Origin of the sequence: Lentzea tibetensis (assembly GCF_007845675.1) — a bacterium.
In the GTDB taxonomy this organism is placed as follows: domain Bacteria; phylum Actinomycetota; class Actinomycetes; order Mycobacteriales; family Pseudonocardiaceae; genus Lentzea; species Lentzea tibetensis.
This window is the reverse complement of record NZ_VOBR01000003.1, coordinates 157462-183904: the sequence shown is the minus strand read 5'-3', so window position 1 is coordinate 183904 and position 26443 is coordinate 157462. Positions and strand designations below refer to the sequence as shown.

18 protein-coding genes are annotated in these 26443 nt (G+C 70.3%); 10 read left to right on the top strand and 8 right to left on the bottom strand.

Going from position 1 to position 26443, the window contains the following annotated elements; genetic code table 11:
* Window positions 1-70 precede the first annotated feature (70 nt).
* Entirely contained in the window at window positions 71-2650 is a 2580-nt protein-coding gene (locus tag FKR81_RS05045; protein ID WP_146349745.1) for a tetratricopeptide repeat protein, read from the top strand.
* Here FKR81_RS05045 and FKR81_RS05040 read toward each other — a convergent pair.
* Both FKR81_RS05040 and FKR81_RS05035 read right to left on the bottom strand, forming a co-directional pair.
* Window positions 2647-4089: a DNA-3-methyladenine glycosylase 2 family protein gene (locus FKR81_RS05040; RefSeq protein WP_146349744.1), complete on the bottom strand. Its 1443-nt coding sequence runs from the start codon at window positions 4087-4089 to the stop codon at window positions 2647-2649. The genes FKR81_RS05045 and FKR81_RS05040 overlap by 4 nt on opposite strands.
* A 63-nt stretch (window positions 4090-4152) precedes the next feature.
* Window positions 4153-4878, bottom strand: coding sequence for a response regulator (locus tag FKR81_RS05035; protein WP_146349743.1), 726 nt, complete (start codon window positions 4876-4878; stop codon window positions 4153-4155).
* A 363-nt stretch (window positions 4879-5241) separates the two neighbouring features.
* Between FKR81_RS05035 and FKR81_RS05030 the strand changes: the two genes are divergently transcribed.
* Both FKR81_RS05030 and FKR81_RS05025 read left to right on the top strand, forming a co-directional pair.
* Window positions 5242-7494 (top strand): ATP-binding protein, encoded by a 2253-nt coding sequence (locus FKR81_RS05030; protein ID WP_186762781.1) that lies wholly within the window; start codon window positions 5242-5244, stop codon window positions 7492-7494.
* A gap of 136 nt (window positions 7495-7630) precedes the next feature.
* Window positions 7631-9253: a glycosyl hydrolase family 18 protein gene (locus tag FKR81_RS05025; RefSeq protein WP_146349741.1), complete on the top strand. Its 1623-nt coding sequence runs from the start codon at window positions 7631-7633 to the stop codon at window positions 9251-9253.
* An 85-nt stretch (window positions 9254-9338) separates the two neighbouring features.
* Here FKR81_RS05025 and FKR81_RS43325 read toward each other — a convergent pair whose 3' ends face one another.
* From FKR81_RS43325 to FKR81_RS05010, 4 genes are all read right to left on the bottom strand, one after another.
* Window positions 9339-9488 carry a hypothetical protein gene (locus FKR81_RS43325; protein WP_186762780.1) on the bottom strand — a complete coding sequence of 50 codons (150 nt, stop codon included), beginning with the start codon at window positions 9486-9488 and terminating at the stop codon, window positions 9339-9341.
* Between the two features lie 30 nt (window positions 9489-9518).
* On the bottom strand, window positions 9519-10271 hold the full coding sequence (locus FKR81_RS05020) for a DinB family protein (protein WP_146349740.1): 753 nt from the start codon (window positions 10269-10271) through the stop codon (window positions 9519-9521).
* A gap of 71 nt (window positions 10272-10342) precedes the next feature.
* Window positions 10343-11440, bottom strand: a complete 1098-nt coding sequence (locus tag FKR81_RS05015; RefSeq protein WP_146349739.1) for a serine hydrolase domain-containing protein — start codon at window positions 11438-11440, stop codon at window positions 10343-10345.
* 68 nt (window positions 11441-11508) lie between these two features.
* A complete protein-coding gene (locus tag FKR81_RS05010; protein WP_146349738.1) occupies window positions 11509-13248 on the bottom strand; it encodes a M14 family zinc carboxypeptidase in 1740 nt (579 codons plus the stop codon).
* Window positions 13249-13485: 237 nt separating this feature from the next.
* Here FKR81_RS05010 and FKR81_RS43320 point away from each other — a divergent pair, with 237 nt between their 5' ends.
* Together FKR81_RS43320 and FKR81_RS05005 are read left to right on the top strand one after the other, a co-directional pair.
* Window positions 13486-13626 (top strand): hypothetical protein, encoded by a 141-nt coding sequence (locus tag FKR81_RS43320; protein WP_186762779.1) that lies wholly within the window; start codon window positions 13486-13488, stop codon window positions 13624-13626.
* Between the two features lie 10 nt (window positions 13627-13636).
* Entirely contained in the window at window positions 13637-14422 is a 786-nt protein-coding gene (locus FKR81_RS05005) for an alpha/beta fold hydrolase (protein ID WP_146349737.1), read from the top strand.
* Here FKR81_RS05005 and recD2 read toward each other — a convergent pair.
* Window positions 14397-16577 carry an SF1B family DNA helicase RecD2 gene (recD2, locus tag FKR81_RS05000; protein WP_146349736.1) on the bottom strand — a complete coding sequence of 727 codons (2181 nt, stop codon included), beginning with the start codon at window positions 16575-16577 and terminating at the stop codon, window positions 14397-14399. The genes FKR81_RS05005 and recD2 overlap by 26 nt on opposite strands.
* A gap of 87 nt (window positions 16578-16664) precedes the next feature.
* Between recD2 and FKR81_RS04995 the strand changes: the two genes are divergently transcribed.
* The 5 genes from FKR81_RS04995 (at window position 16665) to FKR81_RS04975 (ending at window position 25270) form a co-directional block, all read left to right on the top strand.
* Window positions 16665-17342 carry a response regulator transcription factor gene (locus FKR81_RS04995; protein ID WP_146349735.1) on the top strand — a complete coding sequence of 226 codons (678 nt, stop codon included), beginning with the start codon at window positions 16665-16667 and terminating at the stop codon, window positions 17340-17342.
* Window positions 17343-17347: 5 nt separating this feature from the next.
* Complete coding sequence (locus tag FKR81_RS04990) at window positions 17348-18331, top strand: HAMP domain-containing sensor histidine kinase (protein ID WP_146349982.1); 984 nt, start codon at window positions 17348-17350, stop codon at window positions 18329-18331.
* Window positions 18332-18401: 70 nt separating this feature from the next.
* Complete coding sequence (locus tag FKR81_RS04985) at window positions 18402-20165, top strand: DUF4153 domain-containing protein (RefSeq protein ID WP_235921306.1); 1764 nt, start codon at window positions 18402-18404, stop codon at window positions 20163-20165.
* 105 nt (window positions 20166-20270) lie between these two features.
* Window positions 20271-24077 carry a Pls/PosA family non-ribosomal peptide synthetase gene (locus FKR81_RS04980; protein WP_146349980.1) on the top strand — a complete coding sequence of 1269 codons (3807 nt, stop codon included), beginning with the start codon at window positions 20271-20273 and terminating at the stop codon, window positions 24075-24077.
* Window positions 24074-25270 (top strand): M1 family metallopeptidase, encoded by a 1197-nt coding sequence (locus tag FKR81_RS04975; RefSeq protein ID WP_235921304.1) that lies wholly within the window; start codon window positions 24074-24076, stop codon window positions 25268-25270. Before FKR81_RS04980 ends, FKR81_RS04975 begins: the two co-directional genes overlap by 4 nt.
* Here the strand turns inward: FKR81_RS04975 and FKR81_RS04970 are convergent.
* Window positions 25267-26376 carry a mechanosensitive ion channel family protein gene (locus FKR81_RS04970; RefSeq protein ID WP_146349733.1) on the bottom strand — a complete coding sequence of 370 codons (1110 nt, stop codon included), beginning with the start codon at window positions 26374-26376 and terminating at the stop codon, window positions 25267-25269. The genes FKR81_RS04975 and FKR81_RS04970 overlap by 4 nt on opposite strands.
* Window positions 26377-26443: the final 67 nt, after the last annotated feature.

Sequence of the window (26443 nt, the reverse complement as noted above, 5' to 3'; positions counted from 1 at the left end):
TCCTGACCGTCGCCCGATGATGCGGGTTAACTGGGCGGCCAGCGTGACCGGGGGGATATCTGGAGGGGTCATGAGTGCGCCGCACGCGGGCCGGGCTTTTGCCGTGCCACCGGATCCGGGGCGGGCAGGCACCCTGGACGAGCTCATCGAGGGGCTGCGGTTGTTGAAGGTGTGGGCCGGGAGCCCGTCCTACGACACGATCAAGGACCGCATCAACACGGCATGGCGGACAGCCGGCAGGCCCGCCGGCGAGCTGGCGAGGAAGACCACGGTCGTGGACTGCTTCCGGCCTGGCCGACGGAGGCTGAACACCGACCTGGTGGTGGCGGTGGTGGCGGCGTTGCGCCCGGACGCGGGGTACGTGGCGCAGTGGCGGCAGGCGCTGTGCGCGGTCGTCGGAGAAATCCAGGCGGCGGCGCAGGTCCGGGTCCAGGACCGGTTGCCGCCTGATCTGGTGGGGTTCACCGGCCGGGCCACCGAGCTGGACCTGCTCCGTCGAGCGCTGCACCGCGGCAGCGCGGATGGTGGCCCGGTGGTGATCTCCGCGATCGCCGGGATGGCCGGGGTCGGCAAGACCCAGCTGGCCGTCCACATCGCGCACCTGCTCGCCCAGGACGAGCTGTTCGACCGGGTGCTGTTCGTCAACCTGCGCGGGTTCCACCCCGACCCGGCCCAGCCACCGGCCGACCCGGCCGCCGTGCTGGACGGTTTCCTGCGCCTGCTCGGGTTGCCCGGCCAGCAGATCCCGCACGACCTGCCCGGCCGCTCCGCCGTCTACCGCAACCGGCTGGCCGGCACCCGCACCCTGATCGTGCTGGACAACGCCGCCGACGCCGACCAGGTCCGCCCCCTGCTGCCTGACACCCCCGGCTGCCCGGTGCTGGTCACCAGCCGACGCAGCCTCACCACCCTGCACCCCGCCGCACACCTGGCGGTGGACGTGTTCACCCCTGACGAGGCTCGGCGATTCCTCACCGACGCCATACCCGACGTTCCTGCCGGCGCGGACCCGGCCGCAGCGGCCCGCATCGCCGACCGGTGCGGCCACCTCCCCCTCGCGCTCGGGCTGGTCGCCGGACACATCCGCGACACCCCCGGCTGGACGCTGACCGACCACGCCGACCGGCTCGACGAACGCCACCGCTCCCGCCGCCTGGACACCGGTCTCCAGCTCGCACTCGACCTGTCCTACCGGCACCTGCCCCCCGGCCAGCGGCGGCTGCTGCGGTTGGCGGCGCTGCACCCCGGCCACGACCTCGACGCCTACGCGGCCGCCGCGCTGACCGACACCGACCTGTCCACCGCACGGAGCCACCTGCACCACCTGTGCCGCGACCACCTGCTGCAACAGGCCAGCTCCGGCAGGTACACCCTGCACGACCTCGTCCGCGCCCACGCAGGCAACCAGGCCACCGATGAGGATCCGCCACCCGCACGCCGGGCTGCGCTGACCCGCCTGTTCGACTACTACCTGTCCGCCACCGGCATCGCCATGAACGCTCTGCACCCCGCGGAGACGCACCGCCGGCCACAGGTACCCGAGCTCGGCACGCCCGCTCCGGCGCTGACCGACCCGGACGCCGCCCGCACCTGGCTGGGCACCGAACGCCCGACCCTCGTCGCGGTCGCGGCGCACACCGCCTCGCACGGTTGGCCCACCCACGCCATCCGGCTGTCGGTCACCCTCTTCCGCTACCTCATGGGCGGGTACCACACCGACGCCCTGGCGATCCACGGCCACGCCCACCACGCCGCTCAACGGTCCGGCGACCCGACCGGACTGGCCCACGCACTGAACGGACTCGGCACCACCCACATGCTGATGGGCCGGTACGGGCCGGCCGCCGAGCACTACCGGCAGGCCCTGGCCCTGTGCTGGGATGCGGGCGACCCCGTCGGCCGGGCTCGCACCCTGCACAACCTCGGCGTCGTCGAGACGTGGCGGGGTCGCTACCGGCAGTCCGCCGACCAGTACGAGCAGGCCCTGGTCTTCTTCCGGCAGGGCGGCGACCGCATCGGTGAAGCCCGCTCGTTGGCCTGCCTCGGGACGGTCGAGGAACGACTGGGCCGCTACCAGCAGGCCGTCGACCACCACGGGCAAGCCCTGGCCGTGCACCGGGAGGCCGGCGACCGGGCAGGCCAGGCCAACGCCCTCAGCGGGCTCGGCTGCGTCGAGGTGCGGCTGGGCTGGTGCGGTCCGGCCACCGACCACCTCCACCAGGCCCTGACCCTGTACCGGCAACTCGGCAACCGCACCGGCGAAGCCTGGGTCCTGGACACCCACGGTGCCCTCCACATGCTCCTCGACCAACCCGCCGAAGCGATCGGGCACTACCAGCACGCCATGGCCATCTTTCGCGTGATCGGCGAACGCCAGGGCGAAGCCTGGACGCTCAACGGCCTCGGCGAAGCAGCCCACACCACCGGGCGCCCCGCCGACGCCCTCGCCCACCACACCGAAGCCCTCACCATCGCCGCCGACATCGACGCTCTCGACCCGCAAGCCCGCGCTCACACCGGCCTCGGCCACGCTCACCGCACCCTCGGCGACCTCAGCTCCGCCCGCACCCACTACAAGCACGCGGTGGCCCTCTACACCGAACTCGGCATGCCGGAGGCCGATCAGGTCCAGGCGCACCTCGACGCCTAGGCGGGGATGCGGTTCACCTCGTGGTCGCCGGTCGCCCACAGGTGCTGCACGGCGTACGCGCGCCACGGCCGCCAAGCCGCAGACCTCTTCACCAGAGCCGCGGGTGTGGACGGAAGCCCCAGCGACGACGCCGCCAGCCGAACGCCCAAGTCGGTGGGGATGAACGCATCGGGGTCACCGAGCGCGCGCATCGCGATCACCTCGACGGTCCACGGCCCGAAACCGGGCAACGACGAGAGCGACGCCCGGACGGCCTCCCAGTCGGCCCCGGCACCGAGATCCAGCCCGGACGACAGCGAGTCCAGGAGCGCGCGCATGGTCCTGCGCCGCGACTCGGGCATCGCCAATGAAGACGGATCGACAGCTGAGAGCTCCGGGAACAGGTGCGTCAGCGAAGGATCGGATATCGGCGTCCCGTAAGCCTGGACGAGCCGAGCGGCGTGAGTCCGCGCCGCGGCCGTCGACACCTGCTGCCCCAGCACGGCCCGCACGGCGAACTCGGCACCGTCGACGGTCCTCGGCACCCGCCGCCCAGGAGCCTTGCGCACCAACGGTTCCAGCACCGGATCACGGGACAGCAGGGAGTCGACGGCGATCGGATCGGCGTCCAGGTCGAGCATCCACCGGCACCGCGAGATCGCGACGGACAGGTCCCGCAGGTCGGACAGCGCCAACGAGCAGGCCACGTGATCGGGCAACGGGCGCAGCGACACCACGCCGTGCCCGTGGGGCAGCCGCAAGGTTCGCCGGTACGCGCCGTCGCGCCACTCCTCGACACCCGGCACTGCGGTGGCGATCAGGTGCCCGAACAGGTTGTCCGGGCACAACGGCGCGCGGAACGGGAGCCACAGGGACAGCACCCCCGGCAGCGACGACCCGGACGAACGGCGGCGCAGCTCGGAAGGCGGCAGCGCGAACACCGAGCGCACGGTGTCGTTGAACGCCCGCACCGACGAGAACCCGGCGGCGAACGCGACATCCGCCATCGGGAGCGCGGACGTCTCGATCAGCAGTCGCGCCGTCTGCGCGCGCTGAGCCCGCGCCAGTGCCAGCGGCCCCGCGCCCAGTTCGGCCACGAGTGCGCGCTGCACCTGCCGGGTGCTGTAGCCCAACGCGGCGGCGAGACCCGGCACGCCCGAACGATCAACCACGCCATCGGAGATCAGGCGCATCGCCCGCGCGACGACGTCGGCGCGCTGGTTCCACTCCGGAGAACCGGGGGAAGCGTCGGGGCGGCACCTCTTGCAGGCGCGGAATCCGGCTTGCTGCGCCGTTGCAGCAGTCGGGTAGAACCGCATGTTCTCGACCTTCGGCGGGACCACGGGACAGGACGGCCGGCAGTAGATGCCGGTCGACGTCACCGCCGTGAAGAACCACCCGTCGAAGCGGGCGTCCTTCGACTGAACCGCCCGGACGCAACGCTCCGTGTCCTCGAACATGTCTCCAGCATCGCCGCGGTCACCGCGGACCGCTGGCGAGAAAACGACATCAACCCTCCGCCGTCAGCACGGCAGAGCGGCGTCTCGCGCGATCAGAGCGGCCTGCACGCGGTTGTCACAGCGCAGTTTCGTGAGCAGCCTGGACACATGCGCCTTGATCGCACCCTCGGAGAGGTACATGAGCCGCGCGATGCGCGCGTTGGCCATGCCCTGCGCCAGGTACACCAGCACCTCCTGCTCACGCCTGGTGAGCAGCGAGATCCGCGACCGCGCCGCGTCACGACGCTCCGAGTCGGCACCCGTGAAGTGGTCGACGAGGCTCCGCGTCGCGGACGGCGACAGGATCGCCTCCCCGGCCGCGACCACGCGCACCGCGTTCACCAGCGAGTCGGGCTCGCCGTTCTTGAACAGGAACCCCGCCGCACCGGCGCGCAACGCCGGGAACAGCATCTCTTCCGTCGTCGGCGTGCACAGCATGATCACCTGTGTGCCGGGGACGTGCCTGCGCACCATCCGGACGGCGCCGAGGCCCTCCATGCCGGGCATCGAGGCGTCCATCAGCAGTACCTGCGGGCGGTGCCGGCGCGCCAGCTCGACGGCGCTGTTGCCGTCGCTGGCCTCCCCGACGACCACCACGTTGCCGGAGCGCTCCAGCACTCCGCGGACTCCCGTGCGGATAAGGACCTCGTCGTCAGCGATGCCGACGGTGATCGTGCGCGGCTTGTCCACCAGTTGCAGACCCGCACTCGCCCACGAGTACTCCGACGAGGTGCTCGTCGTCAGCGTCATACGCACTCCCTGTCAGACCGGACCCAGCCACCAGTTTGTTCCCGAACGAGCTGCGGGAAAAGGCATGCATAACGGGCACCGACCGAACCGTCTCGGCTGCGCGTACGTGTAACGGGTTGCATACGTCAGGTCACCACCCCCGACCTGCGGCGTCGCAACGGTGCGACGGCGTTCGGCTGGCTGTTACACCATGGAGAAGAGAACATGTCGAGCATCGCTCGCTGTACGACGTGCGATGTGGCGCTGCCACCTTCGACGTCGGAGCAGCGCCGGTCCTACTGTTCGAACGCCTGCCGCCAGCGCGCATACCGCAAGCGCGTCGCCGCACCCCCGCCAACGCCTCTACCCAGGCAGAACGCGCGCGTGCTGAGCAATCTGCCGGCCGCTCGGGACAGCTTCGTCGGCAGGCAGCAGGAGCTGACGAAGATCGACCAGCTGCTCAGGAGGCACCGTCTCATCACGCTCGTCGGCAGCGCCGGTTCGGGCAAGACGAGGCTGGCTCTGGAGGCCGCCGAACGGCTGCGAAGGGGCCGAACGGACCGCGTGCTGTTGATCGAGTTGGGCGCCGTGACGGACAGCCGTTCGCTCATGCCGGTCGTCGCGGCCGCGTTGGGCGTGACGGAGCACGGCGATGAGCCGATCGGCCAGACGGTCGTCGAGACGCTCAGGAACATGCGCGCTCTCGTCGTGCTGGACAACTGCGAGCACCTGCTGGACGCGTGCGCCGAACTGGTCGACCTGCTGCTCAACCGCTGCCCGGCGGTCCGCGTGCTCGCGACGAGCCGCGAAGCGCTGTGGATCACCGGCGAGGTGAGCTTCCACGTCGAGGGCCTGCCCGTCCCGTCGACCGACCAGGACCTCGTGAACACGGCCGCACCGCGCAGCGACTCGGTGAAGCTGTTCGTCGACCGGGCCCGCGAGCGCAAGCCGGACTTCCGGCTCACCCCGGAGAACACGGCGACGGTCGCGCTGCTGTGCGCCCGGCTCGACGGCATGCCGCTCGCGATCGAGCTGGCGGCGCGGTGGATCCCGCTGCTGCCGGTGTCCGACATCTGCGACCGCATGGACGAGCCGCTGGAGCTGCTGACGCTCGGCTGCCGCAAGACCCCGCCGCGCCAGCGTTCGTTGCGGGAGGCCATCGACTGGAGCTACCGGCTCCTCGCGCCGGACGAGCAGTTCGCGCTGCGCAGGCTCTCGGTGTTCGACGGCGGTTTCGACCTGGCCGCGGCGACCGAGGTCTGCTCGACGGAACGGTCGGCCGAACCGGTGCTGGACGTGCTGTCGAGGCTGCAGGCCAAGTCGATGCTCACCGCGATCCCCGGCACCACCCGGTTCCGGCAGCTGGAGAGCATCCGGCTGCACGCCCGCGAGAAGCTGCTCGCGGCCGGTGAGACGGACATGGCGTACGAGGCGCTGGCCCGCTGGTTCACCGAGCTGAGCGACGTGCTGATCACCGCGCCGCTGTCCGTGCCCGCCGAGATGCAGCGCAAGCTCGACGACCACGTCGACAGCCTGCTCGCCACGGTCGAGTGGGCCGCCGACCGCGACGACGAACGGCTGCTGCTGCTCACCTCCGCGCTCGCCGACTGCACGGCGCGGCGCGGCCGGGTCAGCCAGGCGCGGTACCTGCTGCGGGACGCGCTGCGCAGGCCGGGCACGCGCGGCGACTACCGGTGCGTGGCGCTGAACCACGCGGCCAGGTTCGCGGCGGCGCAGGGCGACCACGACGAGGCGCTGGAGCTGACGGGCGAGGCGGCGCGGATCGTGCGCGACCTGAACCACCCGGCGCTGGTGATGAGCTGCCGCAGCACGCTCGCGGCCGTGCAGCAGTCCAGCGGCGAGCTGGAGGCGTCCGCGGAGAACCGCACCGAGTGCCTGCGGGTCGCCGAGATGCTGGGCGAGCCGCTGGCCCGCGCGACCTGCCTGGTCGACCTGGCGCGCACGGCGTTGCGGCTGGGCAAGTACGACCGAGCGATGAAGGCGGTCGTCAAGGCGCTGCCGCTGTGCCGCGCGTCGGGCATCCCGGCCCGCGTGGCGAGCGCGCTGAACACGATCGGCCTGATCGCGCTGATGCAGGGCGACCTCGAGGAGGCAGGCACGGCGTTCCACGAGTCGCTCCGGGTCGACGGCGACAACCCGATGAGCGGCCCGGACGCGTTGGAAGGCCTGTCGATCCTCGCGCTGTCCCGCGGCCAGGCGGAACGCGCGCTGCGGCTGGAGGCGACCGGGCGGGCGATGCGCCGGACCGTCGGCGTCGTCGCGGACCCGTTCTGGGAGCAGAAGGTCTCCGGCGCGATGCGCACCGCCCGCACGATGCTGACGTCGCAGCAGGCGAACGCGGCCGCGTGGGCACCGCTGACCCCGACCGAGACCGAGGCGTTCATCCAGGACGAGCTGTGGCTCGACCGCACCGAGGTGGACGAGGACGAGCTGGACGATCACGAGCGACGCGTCGTCGCGCTGCTCGCCACCGGTCTCACCAACCGGCAGATCGCCAACCGGCTCGGCGTCTCCGTGCGCACGGTCGCGTCCAGGTTGCAACGCCTGCGCGACAAGCTCGGCCTCTCGTCGAGAGAAGACGTCGCGGCGTGGGGTGCAGAGCGCGCAATCGGCTGACTTGAACAGGCCTCGGATGTAAAGGTTTACGTCTCAGTTCGGACTACTCCGTTCGAGTGACACGAAAGGTCTAGACCTTGACTGTTAAGTGGTCTGGACCACATGTTGCTGGCACCCCCTGCGACTGAGGAGTCCGATGTCCAAGTTCCGATGGCATCTTGCAGCTCTTTTCGCGGCCGTCGCCGCGTTGGTCCTCGGCCTTGCGGTGGTGCCGGCAGCGAGTGGCGCGGCCGGTGTCTCCGCCACGTTCTCCAAGGGTTCGGACTGGGGAACGGGCTACGAGGGCAAGTACACGATCACCAACGGCGGGTCCGCGGCCCTGACCTCGTGGACCGTCGAGTTCACGCTGCCCGCCAACCACCGCGTCGGCTCGCTGTGGGACGGCAGCCACACGACCAGCGGCCAGACCGTCACGGTGAAGAACACCTGGAACGGCACGGTCGGCGTCGGCGGCTCGGTCAGCTTCGGCTTCAACGTGACCTACACGGGCGCGTACTCGGCGCCGAGCAACTGCAAGGTCAACGGCGGCTCGTGTGACGCCGGTGGTCAGCCACCGACGACCACGTCGACGACGACCACGACCACCACCACGACAACGACGACCGGTAACACGACGACCACGACGTCGAACCCGCCGCAGCCCGGCGGGAAGGTCAACCTGGGCTACTTCGCGGAGTGGGGCGTCTACGGCCGCAACTACCACGTGAAGAACATCCAGACCAGCGGCTCGGCCGCCAAGCTGACGCACATCAACTACGCGTTCGGCAACGTGACCAACGGCCAGTGCACCATCGGCGACTCGTACGCCGACTACGACAAGGCCTACACGGCGGCGGACAGCGTCGACGGTGTCGCGGACACCTGGGACCAGCCGCTGCGCGGCAGCTTCAACCAGCTGCGCAAGCTGAAGAAGCTCAACCCCAACCTGAAGGTGTTGTGGTCGTTCGGCGGCTGGACCTGGTCCGGCGGCTTCGGCCAGGCCGCGCAGAACGCGGCCGCGTTCGCCGAGTCCTGCTACAAGCTGGTCGAGGACCCGCGCTGGGCGGACGTGTTCGACGGCATCGACATCGACTGGGAGTACCCGAACGCCTGTGGTCTGTCCTGCGACACCAGCGGTTTCTCCAGCTTCAAGACGCTGTCGCAGGCGCTGCGCAACCGGTTCGGCTCCTCGTACCTGGTGACCGCGGCGATCACCGCCGACGGCTCGTCCGGCGGCAAGATCGACGCCGCTGACTACGGCGGCGCGTCGCAGTACCTCAACTGGTACAACGTCATGACCTACGACTACTTCGGCGCGTGGGCGGCGCAGGGCCCGACGGCTCCGCACTCGCCGCTCAACAGCTACGCCGGCATCCCGCAGGCGGGCTTCAACTCCGACGCGGCGATCCAGAAGCTGAAGAGCAAGGGCGTCGCCTCGTCGAAGCTGTTGCTGGGCATCGGTTTCTACGGCCGCGGCTGGACCGGCGTCACGCAGGCCGCTCCCGGCGGCACCGCGACCGGCCCCGCTCCCGGCACGTACGAGCAGGGCATCGAGGACTACAAGGTCCTCAAGACCCGTTGCCCCGCAACCGGAACGATCGCGGGCACGGCGTACGCGTTCTGCGGTGGCCAGTGGTGGAGCTACGACACCCCGGCCACGATCGGCGGCAAGATGTCCTACGCCAAGAACCAGGGTCTCGGCGGCGCCTTCTTCTGGGAGCTGTCCGGTGACACCACGAACGGCGAGCTCATCTCCGCGATGAAGAACGGTCTCGGCTGAGCCACATCGCGTCCCCCGCGGTGAAACGGGCCCCCTCGACACGGCGTCGAGGGGGCCTCGCCGTTGCTCGACGACTCAGCGGGTCTCAGAAGATGAGGATCAGCAACAGGATCACGGCCACCACCGCGACGACGACCCAGAGGTTGCCCGGCCTGCTGCGGTGGTGGCTCCGGACCGTCGTGGTGCGGAACCAGCTGTACGGTGTGTGGCGGCGGTGCCGCCGAACCCAAGGCATGTCAAGGAGATACCCCGCGGCGCGGCATTTCTAACGCGCTTCGAGCACCGCCAGGTCGCGCAGGGCGTACCGGAGGTGCTCGCACTCCTCCTGCATCACCACGCCGAGGCAGCGGGCGACCGTTCGTTCCTCGTCGGGATAGCCGGGTGCGGGCGGACGCGAGCACAGCCGTTCGAGCTCTTCCTCGGTGAGGCCGTCGGCGATGCGCCGCACCCGCGCCACCCGGTCAGCGCGCACCTCCAGCACCTCGGCCCACGTCGGCCTGGCGTCGAGCTCGATGCCCAACGCCGCCGCGTCGGCCGCCGGGTAGGACGTGTGGGTGAGGCCGAGGCGGTGGAACGGCTCGGGTTCGTCGAGCACCGTGCTGAACGCCCACGCGTCCGTGGCGAAGACAAGGTGACGCACCGTCTCCACGAACGACCACTCGTCGTCGACGCGTTCGTGGCGTTGCGCTTCGGGCAGTTGTTCGGCGCGAGCCGTGGCATCGGCCCAGAGCCGTTCGATCGTCGCCCACATGGCGCGGAAGTCGTCCGGCGTCCGCATGGTCCGCAGCTGCGCGCGTTCGGGATGCCGCTTCTCCAGCTCGGCCTCGACGTACGCGGTGACGTCCACGTCGTTGACGACGAGGTTGCGCACCATCCCGGAGATGTTCACGTCGACCAGCCACGAGTCGACGACCCTGAGCCCGGTCAGGTCGCAGCTGCGGATCCGCACGCCACCGAGATCGGAATCGGTGAAGCGCGCGCCGCGAAAGGCGGTGGTGTGCTCGTGCTCCGCTGCCATCGCACCATTGTGGCCGGGCCGCTCACCCCGAGCGACCCGGCCACGATGATCTCCCTCTTAGAGACAATCGGTTAGCAGAAGGCGGCGTTCAGCAGCTGCTCGTAGCCGTCACCGTTGCCCGGCGCGGGTGACTGCGTGAGCGACACCTGGAGGCGCTTGGACGTGTCCGGCGTGGTCGCCATCTGCGTCTGGTAGCCGGGGATGCCGCCGCCATGGCCCCAGACCTTTGTGCCGCACGGCATGGTCTGGACGCCGAGCCCGAGGCCGTAGTCCGGGCTGACGGTCGTCGTCTTCGTCATCTCGTCGAGCTGGGCCTTCTTCAGCAGCTTCCCCGAGGCGAGCGACGAGACGAACGTGTCGAGGTCCTTCGTCGTGGAGATCATCTCGCCGGCCGCCCAGGCGACCGACGGGTTGAGCTTCGTGACGTCGACCGGCTTGCCCGCGACGGCGTAGTAGCCGTGCGCGTGCGGGCCGGGAACGGCGGCGCGGTCACCGGGGACCGAGGTGTCGTGGAGCCGCAGCGGTTCGAGGATGCGCCTCTCGACGGCCTTCTCGTACGGCCTGCCGGTGATCTTCTCGACGAGCAGTCCGGCCACGATGTAGTTGGTGTTGGAGTAGTTCCACTTCGTGCCGGGCGGGAAGTCGAGCGGCTTGCTGGTCGCGATGGCGACGAGCTCCGCGGGCTCCCAGTGCTTGTAGCGGATCTTCTCGAACTCCTCCGGGTTCAGCGGGATCCCGTCGGTGTAGTTGAACAGGCCGCTGGTGTGCTGGAGCACCTGCCGGACGGTGATGCTCTTGTCGATGAGTCCGGGCAGGTAGCGGTCGACGGGCGCGTCGAGCTCGACCTTGCCCTCGGCCACCAGCTGGAGCACCACGGTGCTGACGAAGGTCTTCGTGATGCTGCCGACCCGGAACCGCCCGTCGAGCGGCACCTGCTTGGTCGTGTCCAGCTCGGCGACGCCCGCGCGCGCCGTCAACCGGTCGCGCCGGTCGGTGATCCGTGCCTGCGCTCCCAGCGCTCCTCCGCCGCTGGTGAGCTTGTCCAGGGCCTGCTGGACTTCCTTCCGGTCGATGCCCGCGGTCGCCGTCGTGGTGTCGGCGAACGCGGTTCCCCCGGTGAAGCCCAGCAGGCCGATGACCGTCACTGTTGCCAGTAGTCGAATCCCCATGCACCACACCTTGCCGGTGCGATGCTGAAAGCACGACCACCTTTCGGCTCGTCGGTCCCCTAGGGGACTCAGACGGTGAGCGTCCATCCGGTGAGAGTTCCGGTGTCGGCGCGGTAGCGGTCCTGGACGCGGAGCTTCCAGTCGCCGTTGCGCGCCTCGCCGGAGACGTCGACCGTGTAGGTGGTGTCCAGGTTCGGCGTCGAGTCGCTGCTCTCGGTCTTCAGCCGGTACACGCTGCCGTCCGGTGCGACCAGCTCGATCCGCAGATCACCCCGGTAGGTGTGCTGGACGTGCACGTCGACCTTCGTGGCGGACAACGCGTTGCCGTCGCACCCGGCGATGGTGATCGTGCTGTCGACCGCGGCACCCGCGTCGGGGATCGCGAGGTCGGTGTCGTTGGACTTCGTCGCGCAGGACGGAACGGGGTTGCCGCCACCACCGCCGTAGGGGTTGGCCGCCTTGCCCGCCGCGTACTGCAGCATCGACTTCACCTTCGGCCAGTGCGTGCTCGTCTGGCACGAGTACGCGGGCAGGAAGCCGCTGCAGCTGCCGCTCTGCGCGCCGATCTCCCACACGAAGCTCGCCACGCCCAGGTCGTCGTACACCCAGTCGTCCGTCGCGCCCGCCGCGTTGTAGAGCACCTCGCCCGGCTGGCCGTACTGCCAGCCGCCCGCGAGCTGCGCCATGTCCTTGGCCATCGTGCGCAGCGGCGCGTCGTTGCCCGAGTCCTGCGTGCTCCAGCCCCACGGGAACAGCACGAGGTTCGAGTAGCTGTGCATGCTGACGACGACGCCGCGCGTGTCGTTCGCCGCGGGCGCGGTGTCACCGGTGGCGCGCTTGTCCGGGTAGAGCGAGCGCCACAGCGACTGCAGCGCCTTCGTCTCGGCCTCGGAGTCCGCCGACGGACCCTTGTAGGTCTCGTTGCACGGGTTCGTCGACGTGCCGGTGCCGCCGAAGTGCGAGCTCGTGTTGCGGTTCAGGTCGATGCCGATCTGACCGCTCGACGTGCAGTTGCCGTTGGTGTTGTTGGCGTTCTTGCGCTGCAGCTTCGGCGAGCTGCCGCCGGACTGCACGATGTCGACGCCGTCCGGGTTCGCGATCGGCACGACCCACACCTCGGTCGTGTCGAGCAGCGAGGTGACCTGGCTGTCCGTGCCGTAACCGGCGACGAGGTGGTCGATCCAGCGCCACGCCATGTCGCCGGTGGTGATCTCGCGGGCGTGCAGCTGGCCCATCACGAAGAACCGGGGCTTGGGCGCGTCCGTGCGGCGCTCGCAGTCACCCGCGTTCTTCTTGGTGATGCAGATGGCGCGCAGGTCGTGACCGCCCGCGCCCTGGGTCTTCTTCCACGAGTCGCCGTAGTCGACGACGGTCGCGAGATCCGGGCGTTGCGACGCCACCTGGTCGAGATGAGCGGCATGCGCGTTGATGGTGTGATAACCACCGTAGTAAGTCTCGTTCACATCAGCTGCGGCGCGCATGTCCGTTGACGGAGGCTGCCATTGCGGCGGTTCCATCACTGACTCCACGAGCGCGGTGAACCCGGCTTCTTTCAGCTTCTGACCAGCATCCTGGCCGCCGAGCACGAACAGGTCGTTCCCGTCGCGCTGCTCCAGCACGTCGAACCCGCGGGCGAGCAGGTCCTGTGCGCGGTCACCGAGCGGGGCGTTCACCCGGTAGACGTACGTGGGTCCCGGTTGCTGCGTGGCCGTTGCAGGGTTCGGCCCAGCGGCTCCGGTCGACGGCGCCAACAGGAAAGCGGCACTCGTCACGCCCGCCACCAGCAAGGCGAGGGGCTTTCGTCTCATTGTTGACATGATCCTCCTTCGCAGGGTGATCATGAGGATGTACGACGTCGGACGAATGCACCACCTACGGACGGCGGAACAGTTGCGTCCTGGTGGACGACGCGTGATGGGACCTGGTGTCTCGGCATGACAACGAGACAATAGGAGAATGATTAGTGTTCCGCCGTTAATCTATTCCCAATCACAGCTAGTGGCCAAACGCCGGGGGCTACGAGGATATTCATCTGGAGCGTGTCCATGGACCATCTCTACCTAGATCACCAAGCGGGCGAGATTTCCTACTACGCGATCCCTGACCGGTTCTACTCCCCCTGGCGGGGCTGGCTGGCCGACGACGACGAGGGCCTCGAGCCGACAATCGTGCGCAGCATGGATTGAGAGGATTCCCATGTCCCGAGCCGAACTGAGCACGTCCGGCCTCTCGAGCGTGGTCAGAGGCAAGGGTGGGCCACCATTGTTGCTCGTCCACGGAGCAGGCGGCAGCATCCAGGCGAACTACGGCCCGGTGCTGGCGCCGTTGACCAAGAAGTTCACGGTGATCGCGCCGGACCTGCCAGGGTCCGGCGCGACGCCGTGTTCGGACAAGCCGCTCCAGCTGGACGACCTGTCCGACCGGCTCGTGACGACCGCCGTCGAGGCGGGGTACGAGACGTTCGCGATCTCCGCGTTCTCGATGGGCACCGCGGTCGCGATCCGGACGGCGGTGCGGCACGCGGACCGGGTGACCGCGCTCGTGCTGACCGCGCCGTTCGCGAAGCTGGACGCGGACAGCCGCGCGAGGACCGACCGGTGGATCGAGCTGCTGGCCGTGTCCCCGCAGGAGCTGGCGCACTACGTGCTGAAGCTGATGGTGAGCCCCGAGTACCTGGGCAGGCTGTCACCCGGCCAGGTCGCCGGGTTCGCCGAGCTGATCGGCATGAGCGTGCCGAGGGGCGCGCCCGAGCACATCGACCTGCTCCAGCGCGTCGACGTGACGGAGGACCTGCCGCAGATCACCGTGCCCACGCTGGTGATCGGCCCGACGAAGGACCAGCTGCTGTCGACCACGCTGCCCCGCGAGGTCGCCGACCTGGTTCCGGGTGCCAAGTTCGTCGACATCCCGTGCGGTCACGCGACCGCCCTGGAGATGGCGTCGCTGTGGGCGTCGATCATGATCGAGTTCCTCGAGGAGTGAGCCGGTGTGCCAGCGCGGTGTGGCGCCGTCCAGCTCCGACGGTGCGCACCGCCTGGCCGATGGCTCGCTTCGACCCCACCAGCACGACCAGCTTCTTCGCGCGGGTGACCGCGGTGTAGAGCAGGTTGCGCTGCAACATCATCCACGCGCTGGTGGTCATCGGGATGACCACGCAGGGGTACTCGCTGCCCTGTGAGCGGTGGATGGTGACCGCGTACGCGTGCGACAGCTCGTCCAGCTCGCTGAAGTCGTAGTCGACCTCCTCGTCCTCATCGGTGCGGACGACGAGCTTCTGCTCCACCGGGTCGAGCGCGGTGACGACGCCGAGCGTGCCGTTGAAGACGCCGTTCGCGCCTTTGTCGTAGTTGTTGCGGATCTGGGTGACCTTGTCCCCGATCCGGAAGACCCGCCCGCCGAACCGCTTCTCCGGCAGGTTCTCCCGCGCGGGTGTCAACGCCTCCTGCAGCACCGCGTTCAGCGCACCCGCGCCCGCCGGGCCACGGTGCATCGGCGCCAGCACCTGGATGTCCCTGCGCGGGTCGAGCCCGAACTTCCGCGGGATCCGGTTCGCCACCACGTCCACGGTCGTCTCGGCCGCCTGCTCAGCCTCGTCCACGGCGAACAGGAAGAAGTCCGGGAGGCCCTGGATCTGCGGGTAGTCGCCGGAGTTGATGCGGTGGGCGTTCATCACGACACCGGACTCCTGCGCCTGCCGGAAGACGTGCGTCAGCCGGACGTGCGGGATCGGGCTGCCGGGTGCGAGCACGTCCCTCAGCACCTCGCCTGCACCGACGGACGGCAGCTGGTCGACGTCGCCGACGAGCAGCAGGTGCGCGCCGGGTGCGACGGCCTTCACGAGCTTGTTGGCCAGCAACAGGTCCAGCATCGACGCCTCGTCGACGACGACCAGGTCCGCGTCGATCGGGTTGTCCCGGTCGTACGCCGCGTCGCCGCCGGGCTTGAGCTCCAGCAGGCGGTGCACGGTCCTCGCCTCGTGGCCGGTCAGCTCGGTGAGGCGCTTCGCCGCACGTCCGGTCGGCGCCGCGAGCACCACCTTCGCGTTCTTGGCCACGGCCAGCCGGACGATGCTGCGGACCGTGAAGCTCTTGCCGCAGCCCGGTCCGCCGGTGAGGACGGCGACCTTCTCGGTGAGCGCGAGCTTGACCGCCTCGGCCTGGTGCGCCTCCAGTTCGGTGCCGAGCCACTGCAAGGCCTTGTCCCAGTCGACTCCCCGGAACGCGGGCATGCGGTCGCCGCTCGTGCGGAGGAGGGTGGTGAGCTGGTTCGCGAGCGAGATCTCCGCGCGGTGGAAGGGAACGAGGTAGATGGCCGTCAGCTCGTCCGGCAGCTGCTCGCGGACGACGCCCTCCTCGGCGACCAGCTCGGCGAGGCACTCGATGATCAGTCCGGTGTCGACCTGCAGGATCTTGATGGCGTCGGAGATCAGCTCCTGCTCGGGCAGGAAGCAGTTGCCGTTGCTCGTGGCCTCGGACAGCGTGAACTGCAGGCCCGCCTTGACCCGCTGCGGGCTGTCGTGCGGGATGCCGACGGCCTTCGCGATCAGGTCGGCGGTGCGGAACCCGATGCCCCACACGTCGGACGCCAGCCGGTACGGCTCGTCGCGCACCACGTCGATGGCCTTGTCGCCGTACTGCTTGTAAACGCGCACCGCGAGGCTCGTGGACACGCCGACGCCCTGGAGGAAGAGCATGACCTCCTTGATGGCCTTCTGCTCCTCCCAGGCGTCCGCGATCAGCTTGGTGCGCTTGGGGCCCAGCTTCGGGACCTCGATGAGGCGCTTCGGCTCGTCCTCGATGATCCGGAGCGCGTCCACGCCGAAGTGCTCGACGATGCGGTCCGCGAGCACCGGGCCGATGCCCTTGATCAGGCCGGAACCGAGGTAGCGGCGGATGCCCTGGACCGTCGCGGGCAGCACGGTCGTGTAGTCGTCCACGTGGAACTGCTTGCCGTACTGCGGGTGGCTGCCCCACCGGCCGCGCATCCTGATCGACTCGCCCGGCTGCGCCCCGAGCAGCGCGCCGACCACGGTGACCAGGTCACCTCGCCCCGTGTCGACCTTGGCGACGGTGTAGCCGTTGTCCTCGTTCGCGTAGGTGATCCGTTCGAGGACCGCTTCGAGGACGGCGGCGTTCATGCGATCAACCTAGCTCCTGCGCGGTCTGCACAGGACCTTCACAACATGCACCTGCGCTCTCCATGACCTCCACATAGAGTCCGAGCCATGACAGGGGGACAGCGACGCGTTCTGGTCGTCGAGGACGAGCTGACGATCGCGGAGTCGGTGGCGGCGCGGCTGCGTGCCGAGGGCTTCGTGGTCGACCTCGCGCACGACGGCCCGGCCGCCGTGGCGAAGGCGCTCGAGATCGAGCCGGACCTCGTCGTGCTCGACGTGATGCTGCCCGGTTTCGACGGGCTCGAGGTGTGCCGCCGGATCCAGGCGCAGCGGCCGGTGCCGGTGCTGATGCTGACCGCGCGCGGCGACGAGACGGACCTGCTGGTCGGGCTCGCGGTGGGGGCCGACGACTACCTGACCAAGCCGTTCTCGATCCGCGAGCTGGCCGCGCGGGTGCACGTGCTGCTGCGGCGCGTCGAGCGGGTGTCGGCCGCCAGCCGCATCGTGCTCGGCGACCTGCGGATCGACCTGACCGAGCGGCGCGTGCACCGGGGGCCCGCCGAGGCGCACCTGACGCCCACCGAGTACGAGCTGCTGGTGTTCCTCGCCGAACGGCCGCGTGCCGTGCAGGCGCGGGAACGGCTGCTCAACGAGGTGTGCGGCTGGCACGCGGGCGCGTCGTCGCGGACCGTCGACAGCCACGTCAAAGCGTTGCGCCGCAAGCTGGGCGCGGACCTGATCCGCACGGTGCACGGCGTGGGGTACGCGCTGGAGGTGCCGCGGTGAGGCTGATGGAGCACCTGCCGCGGCCGCTCGACCCGATCCGGTCGATCAAGCTGAAGCTGGGCATCGTGCTCGTCGCGTCCGGCGCGGTCTGCATGGCGTTCTTCCGCTACAAGATCGGCTGGTTGCCCGCGCAGACCACGGTCGCCGCGCTCGTGCTCGGCCTGGTCACCTCGCAGCTGCTCGCGCACGGCATGACCAGCCCGCTGCGCGAGATGACGAGCGCCGCCCGCGCCATGGCTCAGGGCGACTACACCCGCCGCATCCGCGCCACCTCGCGCGACGAGGTCGGCGAGCTGGCCGACGCGTTCAACCTGATGGCCAACGACCTGGCCACCGCGGACCAGCAGCGCCGCGAGCTGATCGCCAACGTGTCGCACGAACTGCGCACCCCGATCTCGGCTCTGCAAGCGGTGCTGGAGAACGTCGTGGACGGCGTGGCCGAGGCCGACTCCGACACCATGCGCACCGCGCTCGCCCAGACCGAACGTCTCGGCAAGCTGGTGACCGAGCTGCTCGACCTCTCGCGCATCGACGCGGGTGCGCTCAGCCTCAACCGCGAGGAGCTGTTCGTCGACACGCTGCTCGCCGACGTCGTCGCCGAAGCCCGCGTCGCCGCACCGCAGGCCCAGTTCTCGATCTCGGTCACCCCACCGGACCTGACCGTCATGGCCGACGCCGAACGCCTGTACCAGGTCGTCGTCAACCTGCTCGACAACGCCGCCCGCCACGGCCCGCGCGCGGGCAGGATCGACGTCATCGCGTCCGCCACCACCGACTCGATCCTCATCGAGGTTCGCGACGAGGGCCCCGGCATCGCCGTGGCCGACCGCGGCCGCATCTTCGAACGCTTCACCCGAGGCGAGCGCGCCGGAGGCGGCGGCACCGGACTCGGACTCGCCATCGCCCGCTGGGTGGTGGACCTGCACGGCGGCACCATCGCCGTCGTCGACCCCGGATCCCGCATCCGGGTCGCACTTCCCCGCTACTGACCTTCATTCAGCCCTGACGCGCGCACACTCGGTGGTGCGGCGATGACGCATGCCCTGGAGACGAACAACCATGCCCACGTCCGATCACGACGACCGCGCCACGCAGGGGCCTGACGAGCCCGATGCCGAGTGGAGCGGCGCGGCCAGCGACGCCTCACCTGGCGAGGAACCGTTGCCCCGGCAGGAAACCGACGACGACGCCGAGCCTGAGGCGGACGACGAAGACCCGCGGTCCGAACACGAATTCGACGACGAACCCGAGGCATCCGACACCGACGAGCCAGAAAGCGATCCGGTCATCAACGCTCCCCGCACCACCAAGGCCCAGTCCGGTCCCGCGGTGAAGATGTTCACCCCGCCGCCCTACCCGACCGGCGGCCCGATGATCCTCCAGCAACCCCCTGCCCCGGTCTTCCCGTGGTGGCGCCCGCCCCAGAGCCCGGCACCGGCGAAGGTCATCTGGGTGGGTGTGGCGACCGGTCTCGGCGCGGCGGCGCTGACACCGCAGACGATCGGCATCGGCTGGTTGCTGGCCGGCCTGGTCGGACTCGGCGCGTTCGTCTACTACGTCAAGCGCCCGACCGCGGCGCAGGCGGTCTGGCTGGCCGCGGCGATCGCACTGCTGGGCATCGGCGCGATCAGGGACGCCGACTGGCTGTTCCCGTTGTGCGTGATGGCTTCGGTGCTCTGCGGCGCGATGGCGCTGGTGAACGGCCGCTCGGTGCTGAGCGTCGCGTTCAGCGCGATCGCGATCCCGTTGGCGGCGCTGAGGTCGGTGCCGTGGGTGGCGCGAGGGCTGGCGAACGCGCGGCCGCGCAACGTGCGGTCGGTGATCTCGGTCGGCGTGAGCCTGTTGCTGCTCATGGTGTTCGGGTCGCTGCTCGCCAGCGCGGACGCGACGTTCAACGAGTTCATGAACCGGCTGACCCCGTCGATCGACCCGGACAAGGCGTCCTGGTGGATCTTCATGTTCGTCGTGGCCGGGTTCGGCGCGTTCGGAGCCTGCTACCTCGTCACGTCACCCGCGCAGATCAAGGACGAGGGTGCGCGCAAGCCGGGGACGTTGCGGCCCAAGGACTACGCGCTGCCGGTCGGCGTGCTCGTGGTGCTGTTCACCGGGTTCCTCGCGACGCAGGTCGCGGTTCTGTTCGGCGGCAACGACTACGTGCAGCGCACCGCGGGCGTGACGTTCGCCGAGTACGCGCGGTCCGGGTTCTGGCAGCTGCTGTGGGTCACCGTGCTGACGCTGGCGGTCATCGGGGTCGTCGCGCGCTGGTCGGCCAAGGAGACGGTGCGCGACCAGATGTGGCTGCGCGGGTTGCTCGGCGCGCTCGCCGTGCTGACGCTGGTGATCGTCACGTCCGCGCTCAGCCGGATGTGGTTCTACCAGGAGGCGTACGGGTTCACCGTGCTGCGGCTGCTGGTCGGCGCGTGCGAGCTGTGGCTCGGGCTGGTGTACCTGCTGGTGATCGCGGCAGGCGTCCAGCTGAGGGCGGCCTGGCTGCCGCGGGCCGTCGTCGGCACCGGAACGGCGTTCTTCCTGGCGCTGGCCGTGCTCAACCCCGAGGCGATCGTGGCCGAGCACAACGTCACGCGCTGGAAGGAGACCGGCAAGATCGACACCTACTACCTCCAGCAGCTGTCCGGTGACGCCGTCCCCGCGATCTACGAACTGCCCGAACCGTTGCGCAGCTGCGCGATCTGGAGCCCGCGGCTCATGCCCGTCCACGACGAGGACTTCCGCGACTGGAACCTCAGCCGGGAGAAGGCGCGCAAGCTGCTGGCGGACAACCCGCTGATGAATTCGTGCCAAGAAGACCGCCCAAACAGGTGAAACCGGTGTGAGGCGGCGCACCAACCGAAGAAAAGTCGGGTCACAGCGCGGTAAAGTTGCTGGTCAACCCCGGAAGGTGGAAGTAGCCGCGCTGTGACCGTTGTGATGGAGCCCGTAGCCCTTTCGATGTTCACCGCAGGCGAGGCCACCCAGGCGCGCACGCTGCTGGACATCCTGCGCGCGAGTGCCGAGGAGCACCCGAACGCGCTCGCCGTCGACGACGGCACGACCGCGCTGACGTACCGCGCGCTCCTCACCGAGATCAACGACCTGAAGGCCAAGCTCTCCGCCGAGGGCATCGGCGTCGGCGACCGGGTCGGCGTGCGCGTGCCGTCGGGCACCGTGGACCTGTACGTGAGCATCCTCGCGACGCTCGCCGTCGGCGCCGCGTACGTCCCGGTCGACGCCGAGGACCCGGACGAGCGGGCCGAGCTCGTGTTCGGCGAGGCGGGCGTCTGCGCCGTGCTCGGCGCCGGCCGGTCCATCACCGTCAAGGACGCGCCGATCGGCGTCGAGGGCGAACCCGGCCTCGACAACGACGCGTGGATCATCTTCACGTCCGGCTCGACGGGCAAGCCGAAGGGCGTCGCGGTCACGCACCGCTCGGCGGCCGCGTTCGTCGACGCCGAGGCGAACCTGTTCCTCACCGAGGAGCCGATCGGCCCCGAGGACCGCGTGCTCGCCGGCCTGTCCGTCGCGTTCGACGCGTCGTGCGAGGAGATGTGGCTGGCGTGGCGCTACGGCGCCTGCCTCGTCCCCGCTCCGCGCTCGCTCGTGCGCACCGGCATGGACCTCGGGCCGTGGCTCGTCGAGCAGGAGATCACGGTCGTCTCGACCGTCCCGACGCTCGCCGCGCTGTGGCCGGTCGAGGCGCTGGACGACGTGCGGCTGCTCATCTTCGGCGGCGAGGCGTGCCCGCCCGAGCTGGCCGAGCGGCTCGCGGTCGAAGGCCGCGAGGTCTGGAACACCTACGGCCCAACGGAAGCAACTGTCGTCGCGTGCGCCGCGCAGCTGACCGGCGAGGGTCCGGTGCGCATCGGGCTGCCGCTCGACGGCTGGGAGCTCGTCGTCGTCGACGCGGCCGGCGAGGTCGTGCCGATGGGCGAGTCCGGCGAGCTGGTCATCGGCGGCGTGGGCCTCGCGCGCTACCTCGACGAGCAGAAAGACGCCGAGAAGTACGCGCCGCTGCCGTCGATGGGCTGGGACCGCGCGTACCGCAGCGGTGACATGGTCCGCGCTGAGCCCGAGGGCCTGATCTTCCTCGGCCGCGCGGACGAGCAGATCAAGCTCGGCGGCAGGCGCATCGAGCTCGGCGAGGTCGACGCGGCGCTGCAGGCGCTGCCCGAGGTCGCCGGCGCGGCCGCGGCCGTGCGCACCACGCGCGGCGGCAACCAGCTGCTCGTCGGCTACGTCGTCGCCTCGGAGAACTTCGACCAGGCGGCCGCCGTGGAGCAGCTGCGCACCGAACTGCCCGCCGCGCTCGTGCCGCTGCTCGCGGTCGTCGACACGCTTCCCACCCGCACCTCCGGCAAGGTCGACCGGGCCGCGCTGCCGTGGCCCCTCGAGTCGCTGGACACCGCGGCCGTGCAGTTCGAGGGCACCCAGGGCTGGCTCGCCGAGCAGTGGGTGTCCGTGCTGGGCACCGGTCCGGCGAGCCCGGCCGCGAACTTCTTCGCGTGCGGCGGCAGCAGCCTCTCCGCCGCGCAGCTCGTGTCGCTGATCCGGGTCAAGTACCCGAGCGGCTCCGTGTCCGACGTCTACCAGTTCCCGACGCTGCAGGCCATGGCGAAGCGGCTGGAGTCGTTCGACGCCGAAGCGGCCGAGGTGCGCGTCGTCGCGCCCACGCCGCGGTGGACCGGTGTCCTGCAGACGCTGCTGATGATCCCGCTGCTCACCATCGCCGGTGCGCGCTGGGTGACGCTGCTGGCCGCGCTGAGCAACGTCATCGGCTGGACGCACGTCTCGTGGTGGTGGGTCGCCGCGGGCTGGGCCGTGTTCATCAGCCCGCCCGGCAGGCTCGCGATCTCCGCGATCGGCGCCCGGATGTTGCTGGGCGGCTTGAAGCCCGGCGCCTACCCGCGCGGCGGCAGTGTCCACATGCGACTGTGGACGGCCGAGAAGCTGGCCGAGCTGTCCCGTGCCACCGAGCTGTCCGGCTCGTGGGTCACGCACTACGCCCGCGCGCTGGGCGCCAAGATCGGTGCCGGTGTCGACCTGCACTCGCTGCCGCCGGTCACCGGCATGCTGAAGATCGGCCGCAACGCGGCGGTCGAGCCCGAGGTAGACCTGTCCGGCCACTGGCTGGACGGCGACGTCCTGCGCGTCGGCCGCATCCGCATCGGCGCGGGTGCCACGGTCGGTGCGCGCAGCACGCTGTTCCCCGGTGCGCGGATCGGCAAGCGGGCCGAGGTGGCGCCGGGTTCCGGTGTCGCCCGCTCGGTGCCGACCGGCCAGCGCTGGGGCGGTGTGCCCGCGACGAAGTCCGGCAAGGCCGCGCGCGACTGGCCGCGGCGCCGTCCGGCGCGGTCGCACTTCTGGAGCTTCATGTACGGCGTCAGCTCGGCCGCGCTGAGCGCTTTGCCCGTGCTCGCGGCGCTGCCCGCGGTGCTGTACGTGCTGGGCGGCCCGCTCACGTTCTCGGGCGGTGTGCTCTCCGGCAGCCAGATGACGTTGCGCTCGGCGCTGCTGGACGTGCCGGTGGCGTCGGTGATCTGGTTCGGCTGCTACGCGCTGCTCGTGCTGGTGTCCGTGCGGCTGCTCGGCATCGGCATGCGCGAGGGCTACTACCCCGTGCACGGCCGGATCGCGTGGCAGGCGTGGACGACCGAGCGGCTGATGAACACCGCGCGCACCGCGCTGTTCCCGCTGTACGCCAGCCTGTTCACGCCGGTGTGGCTGCGGGCGCTCGGCATGCGCGTCGGCCGCCGCGTCGAGGCGTCGACGGTCGTGGCGCTGCCGAAGATGACCCGCGTCGGCGACGGCGCGTTCCTCGCCGACGACACGATGGTCGCCTCCTACGAGCTCGGCGGCGGCTGGATGCACCTGGCGACGGCTCGCGTCGGCAAGCGCGCGTTCCTCGGCAACTCCGGCATGACCGCTCCCGGTCGCGCGGTGCCGAAGGGCGGGCTGGTCGGCGTGCTGTCCTCGACGCCGAAGCGCACCAAGGCCGGTGACTCGTACCTCGGCATGCCGCCCATGAAGCTGCCGCGCACCGCGGAGGGCGGCGACCAGAGCCGCACGTTCGACCCGCCGCGCAGGCTGATGATCGCCCGTGCGCTGGTCGAGCTGTGCCGGTTCGCGCCGGTGGTGCTGAACGTGGCGCTCGTCGTGCTGGTGCTGTTCGCGCTGCGCGAGTTCGGCGTGTGGGCGCTGCTCGCCAGCGGGCTGGTGCTGTTCGCGGCCGGTGTCGCGGCGTGCCTGGTGGCGCTCGTCGCGAAGTGGACGCTGATCGGCCGGTTCCGCACGCGGGAGTACCCGCTGTGGAGCGCGTTCGTGTGGCGCAACGAGCTGGCGGACACGTTCGTCGAGACGCTCGCGGTGCCGTGGCTGGTCGGGTTCTCCGGCGGCACGCCGATCATGAACACGTGGCTGCGCCTGCTCGGCGCGCGCATCGGGCGCGGTGTCTGGTGCGAGTCGTACTGGCTGCCCGAGGCGGACCTCGTGCGACTGGGCGACGGCGCGACCGTGAACCGCGGTTGCGTGGTGCAGACGCACCTGTTCCACGACCGCATCCTGCGGATGGACCGGGTCACGCTGGCCGAGGGCGCCACACTGGGCCCGCACGGCATCGTCCTTCCCGGAGCGTCCGTCGGCGCCCACACGACTGTCGGACCCGCTTCGCTCGTCATGCGCGGCGAAGAGGTACCGTCCGGGACAAGATGGCTCGGAAACCCGATCTCCGCTTGGCAATGACGTTCTCAGTACGGCACTACGAGCTCGAACTGGACTACAAGCCGCACGCCGCACGCCTGGCAGGGCGTGCGGTGCTGACGGCTGTCGCGCCGAAGCCGCTGCCCGGCTTCGAGCTGTCGCTCGGGCCGTTCCGCATCAACAAGGTGCTGGTGAACAGGAAGCCCGTTCGCTACACGCACAGCAACGGCAAGCTCCGCATCCGCGGCGCCGTGCGCGGCGAGTTCACCGTCGAGGTGCACTACGTCGGCACCCCGCGCCCCGTGCGCACGATGTACTGGGGCGAGCTGGGCTGGGACCAGCTCGCCGACGGCTCGATCGTCGCGTCGCAACCGTTCGGCGCGCCGTCCTGGTTCCCGTGCAACGACGTCGTGTCGGACAAGGCGACCTACCGCATCACGGTGGTCGCGCCGTCGCCGTACACCGTGGTGTGCAACGGGGTCCTGGCCGACGGCCGGATCGGCGGCAGCACGACGACGTGGGTCTACTCGGCGACGGAGCCGATGGCGACCTACCTGGCGTCGGTCCAGATCGGACAGTACGTCGAGGTCGCGCCGCGCGTGTTCGCGCCGCAGCGGCTGCGTCGCCTGGCGGCGCACGACTTCGCCCGCCAGCCGCGGATGATCGAGGTCTTCGAGGACCTGTTCGGCCCGTACCCGTTCGACCAGTACTCGGTGGTGATCACCGACGACGACCTCGAGGTACCGGTCGAGGCGCAGGCGCTGTCGACGTTCGGCGCGAACCACGTGGACGGCCGCCGCGGCTTCGAGCGGCTCGTCGCGCACGAGCTGGCGCACCAGTGGTTCGGCAACAGCGTCGGGATCGCGGACTGGCAGCACATCTGGCTCAACGAGGGTTTCGCCTGCTACGCCGAGTGGTTGTGGTCGGAGGCGTCGGGCGGTCCCACGGCCACCGTCATGGCCGCACGCGCACGCGACATGCTCTCGCGGCTGCCGCAGGACATCGTGATCGGCGACCCGGCGATGCGCGACTGGTTCGACGACCGCGTCTACAAGCGGGGCGCGCTGACCCTGCACGCGCTGCGCGGCGCGCTGGGCGACGACTCGTTCTTCGCGCTGCTGCGCGAGTGGACGTCGCGGCACCGGCACGGCACCGCGACCACCGAGGACTTCCTGGCGCTCGCCGGGCATCGCGACCTGCTCACGCCCTGGCTGTTCGCGGCCAAGCTGCCCTAGGTTCCCTTGGGTCCTGAGAAGGCCTGGTCGCGCTGGGTGCCGTCCGGGCTGTCGCCGAACACGCGCGCGTCGGTGTGGTGGTCGGACCTCTCCGCGGCCGCAGGGCCGGTGCCGGTCTCGGTCTTCCGCATGCGGACCTGCGGCATCGCACCCTGCCGTCGCACCCAGTCGACGAGGTGCTCGCGGACGAGGCAGCGCAGGTCCCACAGCTTGCCGGCGTCAGGTGCGCTGACCAGCGCCCGCACCCGGACGAGCGTGTGCACGGCCTCGGTCACCTGGAGCACGCTGACGCGGCCGTCCCACAGGTCGTTGCCCTCGAGCATGGCGCGCAGCTCGTGTCGCATCTCCTCGACGGACACCGTCCAGTCGACATCGACGTCGACCGTGCCGAGCAGCTCGGACTGCGTGCGCGTCCAGTTCTCGAACGGCGTCTTGAGGAAGTAGCTGGTGGGCAGGATCAGCCGCCGGTCGTCCCACAGGTGCACGACGACGTAGGTGAGCGTGATCTCCTCGACCCGCCCCCACTGCTTCTCCACCACGACGACGTCCGCCAGCCGCAGCGCGTCGCTGAACGCGATCTGCACACCGGCGATCACGTTGCCCAGCAACGACTGCGCCGCCAACGCCGCCACCGCACCGATCACACCGGCCGAGGCGAGCACCGTGGTCCCGATCGCCCGGACGCTCGGGAACGTCATCAGCATCGCGCCGACGGCGAGCACCCCGAGCACCGCGGCCGCCACGCGCCGCACCAGCGCGATCTGCGTGTGGACGCGCCGCGCGTGCCGGTTGTCGGTGACGTCCGTCGGGACGCGGGCGAGCGCCACGTCCGCGAGGGTGTTGAAGAAGGCGACCAGCAGCCACGCGCCGGCCGCGATCAGGGCGACGCCTGTCGCGTGCAGTGCGGGGCCGCGCCAGTCGCCCGGTGTCCGGGACAGGCTCAGTGAGATCTGGACGGCCAGGAGCACGCCGAAGAGTTGTCCTGGGCGGTACATGCGGCCGGAGTGGGTGAGTCGGCGGACCGCGCGGTGGACGACCTCGACGGCGATCAGGGCCAGCAGTGCCGAGATGCCAATGGTGATCAGCAGACGCGCCCATTCGGGCATGCGCCATCACCTCCCTTCGAATGGAGGTACCCGTTCAGGGGAAGTCTGACACCAGGGACCGGCCAAG

Coding starts and splice junctions, on each gene's coding strand:
- FKR81_RS04985 (WP_235921306.1), top strand. CDS start 18,402: ATGCCCACGTCCGATCACGACGACCGCGCCACGCAGGGGCCTGACGAG.
- FKR81_RS05035 (WP_146349743.1), bottom strand. CDS start 4,878: ATGACGCTGACGACGAGCACCTCGTCGGAGTACTCGTGGGCGAGTGCG.
- FKR81_RS04995 (WP_146349735.1), top strand. CDS start 16,665: ATGACAGGGGGACAGCGACGCGTTCTGGTCGTCGAGGACGAGCTGACG.
- FKR81_RS05015 (WP_146349739.1), bottom strand. CDS start 11,440: ATGGGGATTCGACTACTGGCAACAGTGACGGTCATCGGCCTGCTGGGC.
- FKR81_RS04970 (WP_146349733.1), bottom strand. CDS start 26,376: ATGCCCGAATGGGCGCGTCTGCTGATCACCATTGGCATCTCGGCACTG.
- FKR81_RS05040 (WP_146349744.1), bottom strand. CDS start 4,089: ATGTTCGAGGACACGGAGCGTTGCGTCCGGGCGGTTCAGTCGAAGGAC.
- FKR81_RS04990 (WP_146349982.1), top strand. CDS start 17,348: ATGGAGCACCTGCCGCGGCCGCTCGACCCGATCCGGTCGATCAAGCTG.
- FKR81_RS04975 (WP_235921304.1), top strand. CDS start 24,074: ATGACGTTCTCAGTACGGCACTACGAGCTCGAACTGGACTACAAGCCG.
- FKR81_RS43325 (WP_186762780.1), bottom strand. CDS start 9,488: ATGCCTTGGGTTCGGCGGCACCGCCGCCACACACCGTACAGCTGGTTC.
- recD2 (WP_146349736.1), bottom strand. CDS start 16,577: ATGAACGCCGCCGTCCTCGAAGCGGTCCTCGAACGGATCACCTACGCG.
- FKR81_RS05025 (WP_146349741.1), top strand. CDS start 7,631: ATGTCCAAGTTCCGATGGCATCTTGCAGCTCTTTTCGCGGCCGTCGCC.
- FKR81_RS05045 (WP_146349745.1), top strand. CDS start 71: ATGAGTGCGCCGCACGCGGGCCGGGCTTTTGCCGTGCCACCGGATCCG.
- FKR81_RS05010 (WP_146349738.1), bottom strand. CDS start 13,248: ATGAGACGAAAGCCCCTCGCCTTGCTGGTGGCGGGCGTGACGAGTGCC.
- FKR81_RS05020 (WP_146349740.1), bottom strand. CDS start 10,271: ATGGCAGCGGAGCACGAGCACACCACCGCCTTTCGCGGCGCGCGCTTC.
- FKR81_RS04980 (WP_146349980.1), top strand. CDS start 20,271: ATGGAGCCCGTAGCCCTTTCGATGTTCACCGCAGGCGAGGCCACCCAG.
- FKR81_RS05005 (WP_146349737.1), top strand. CDS start 13,637: ATGTCCCGAGCCGAACTGAGCACGTCCGGCCTCTCGAGCGTGGTCAGA.
- FKR81_RS43320 (WP_186762779.1), top strand. CDS start 13,486: ATGGACCATCTCTACCTAGATCACCAAGCGGGCGAGATTTCCTACTAC.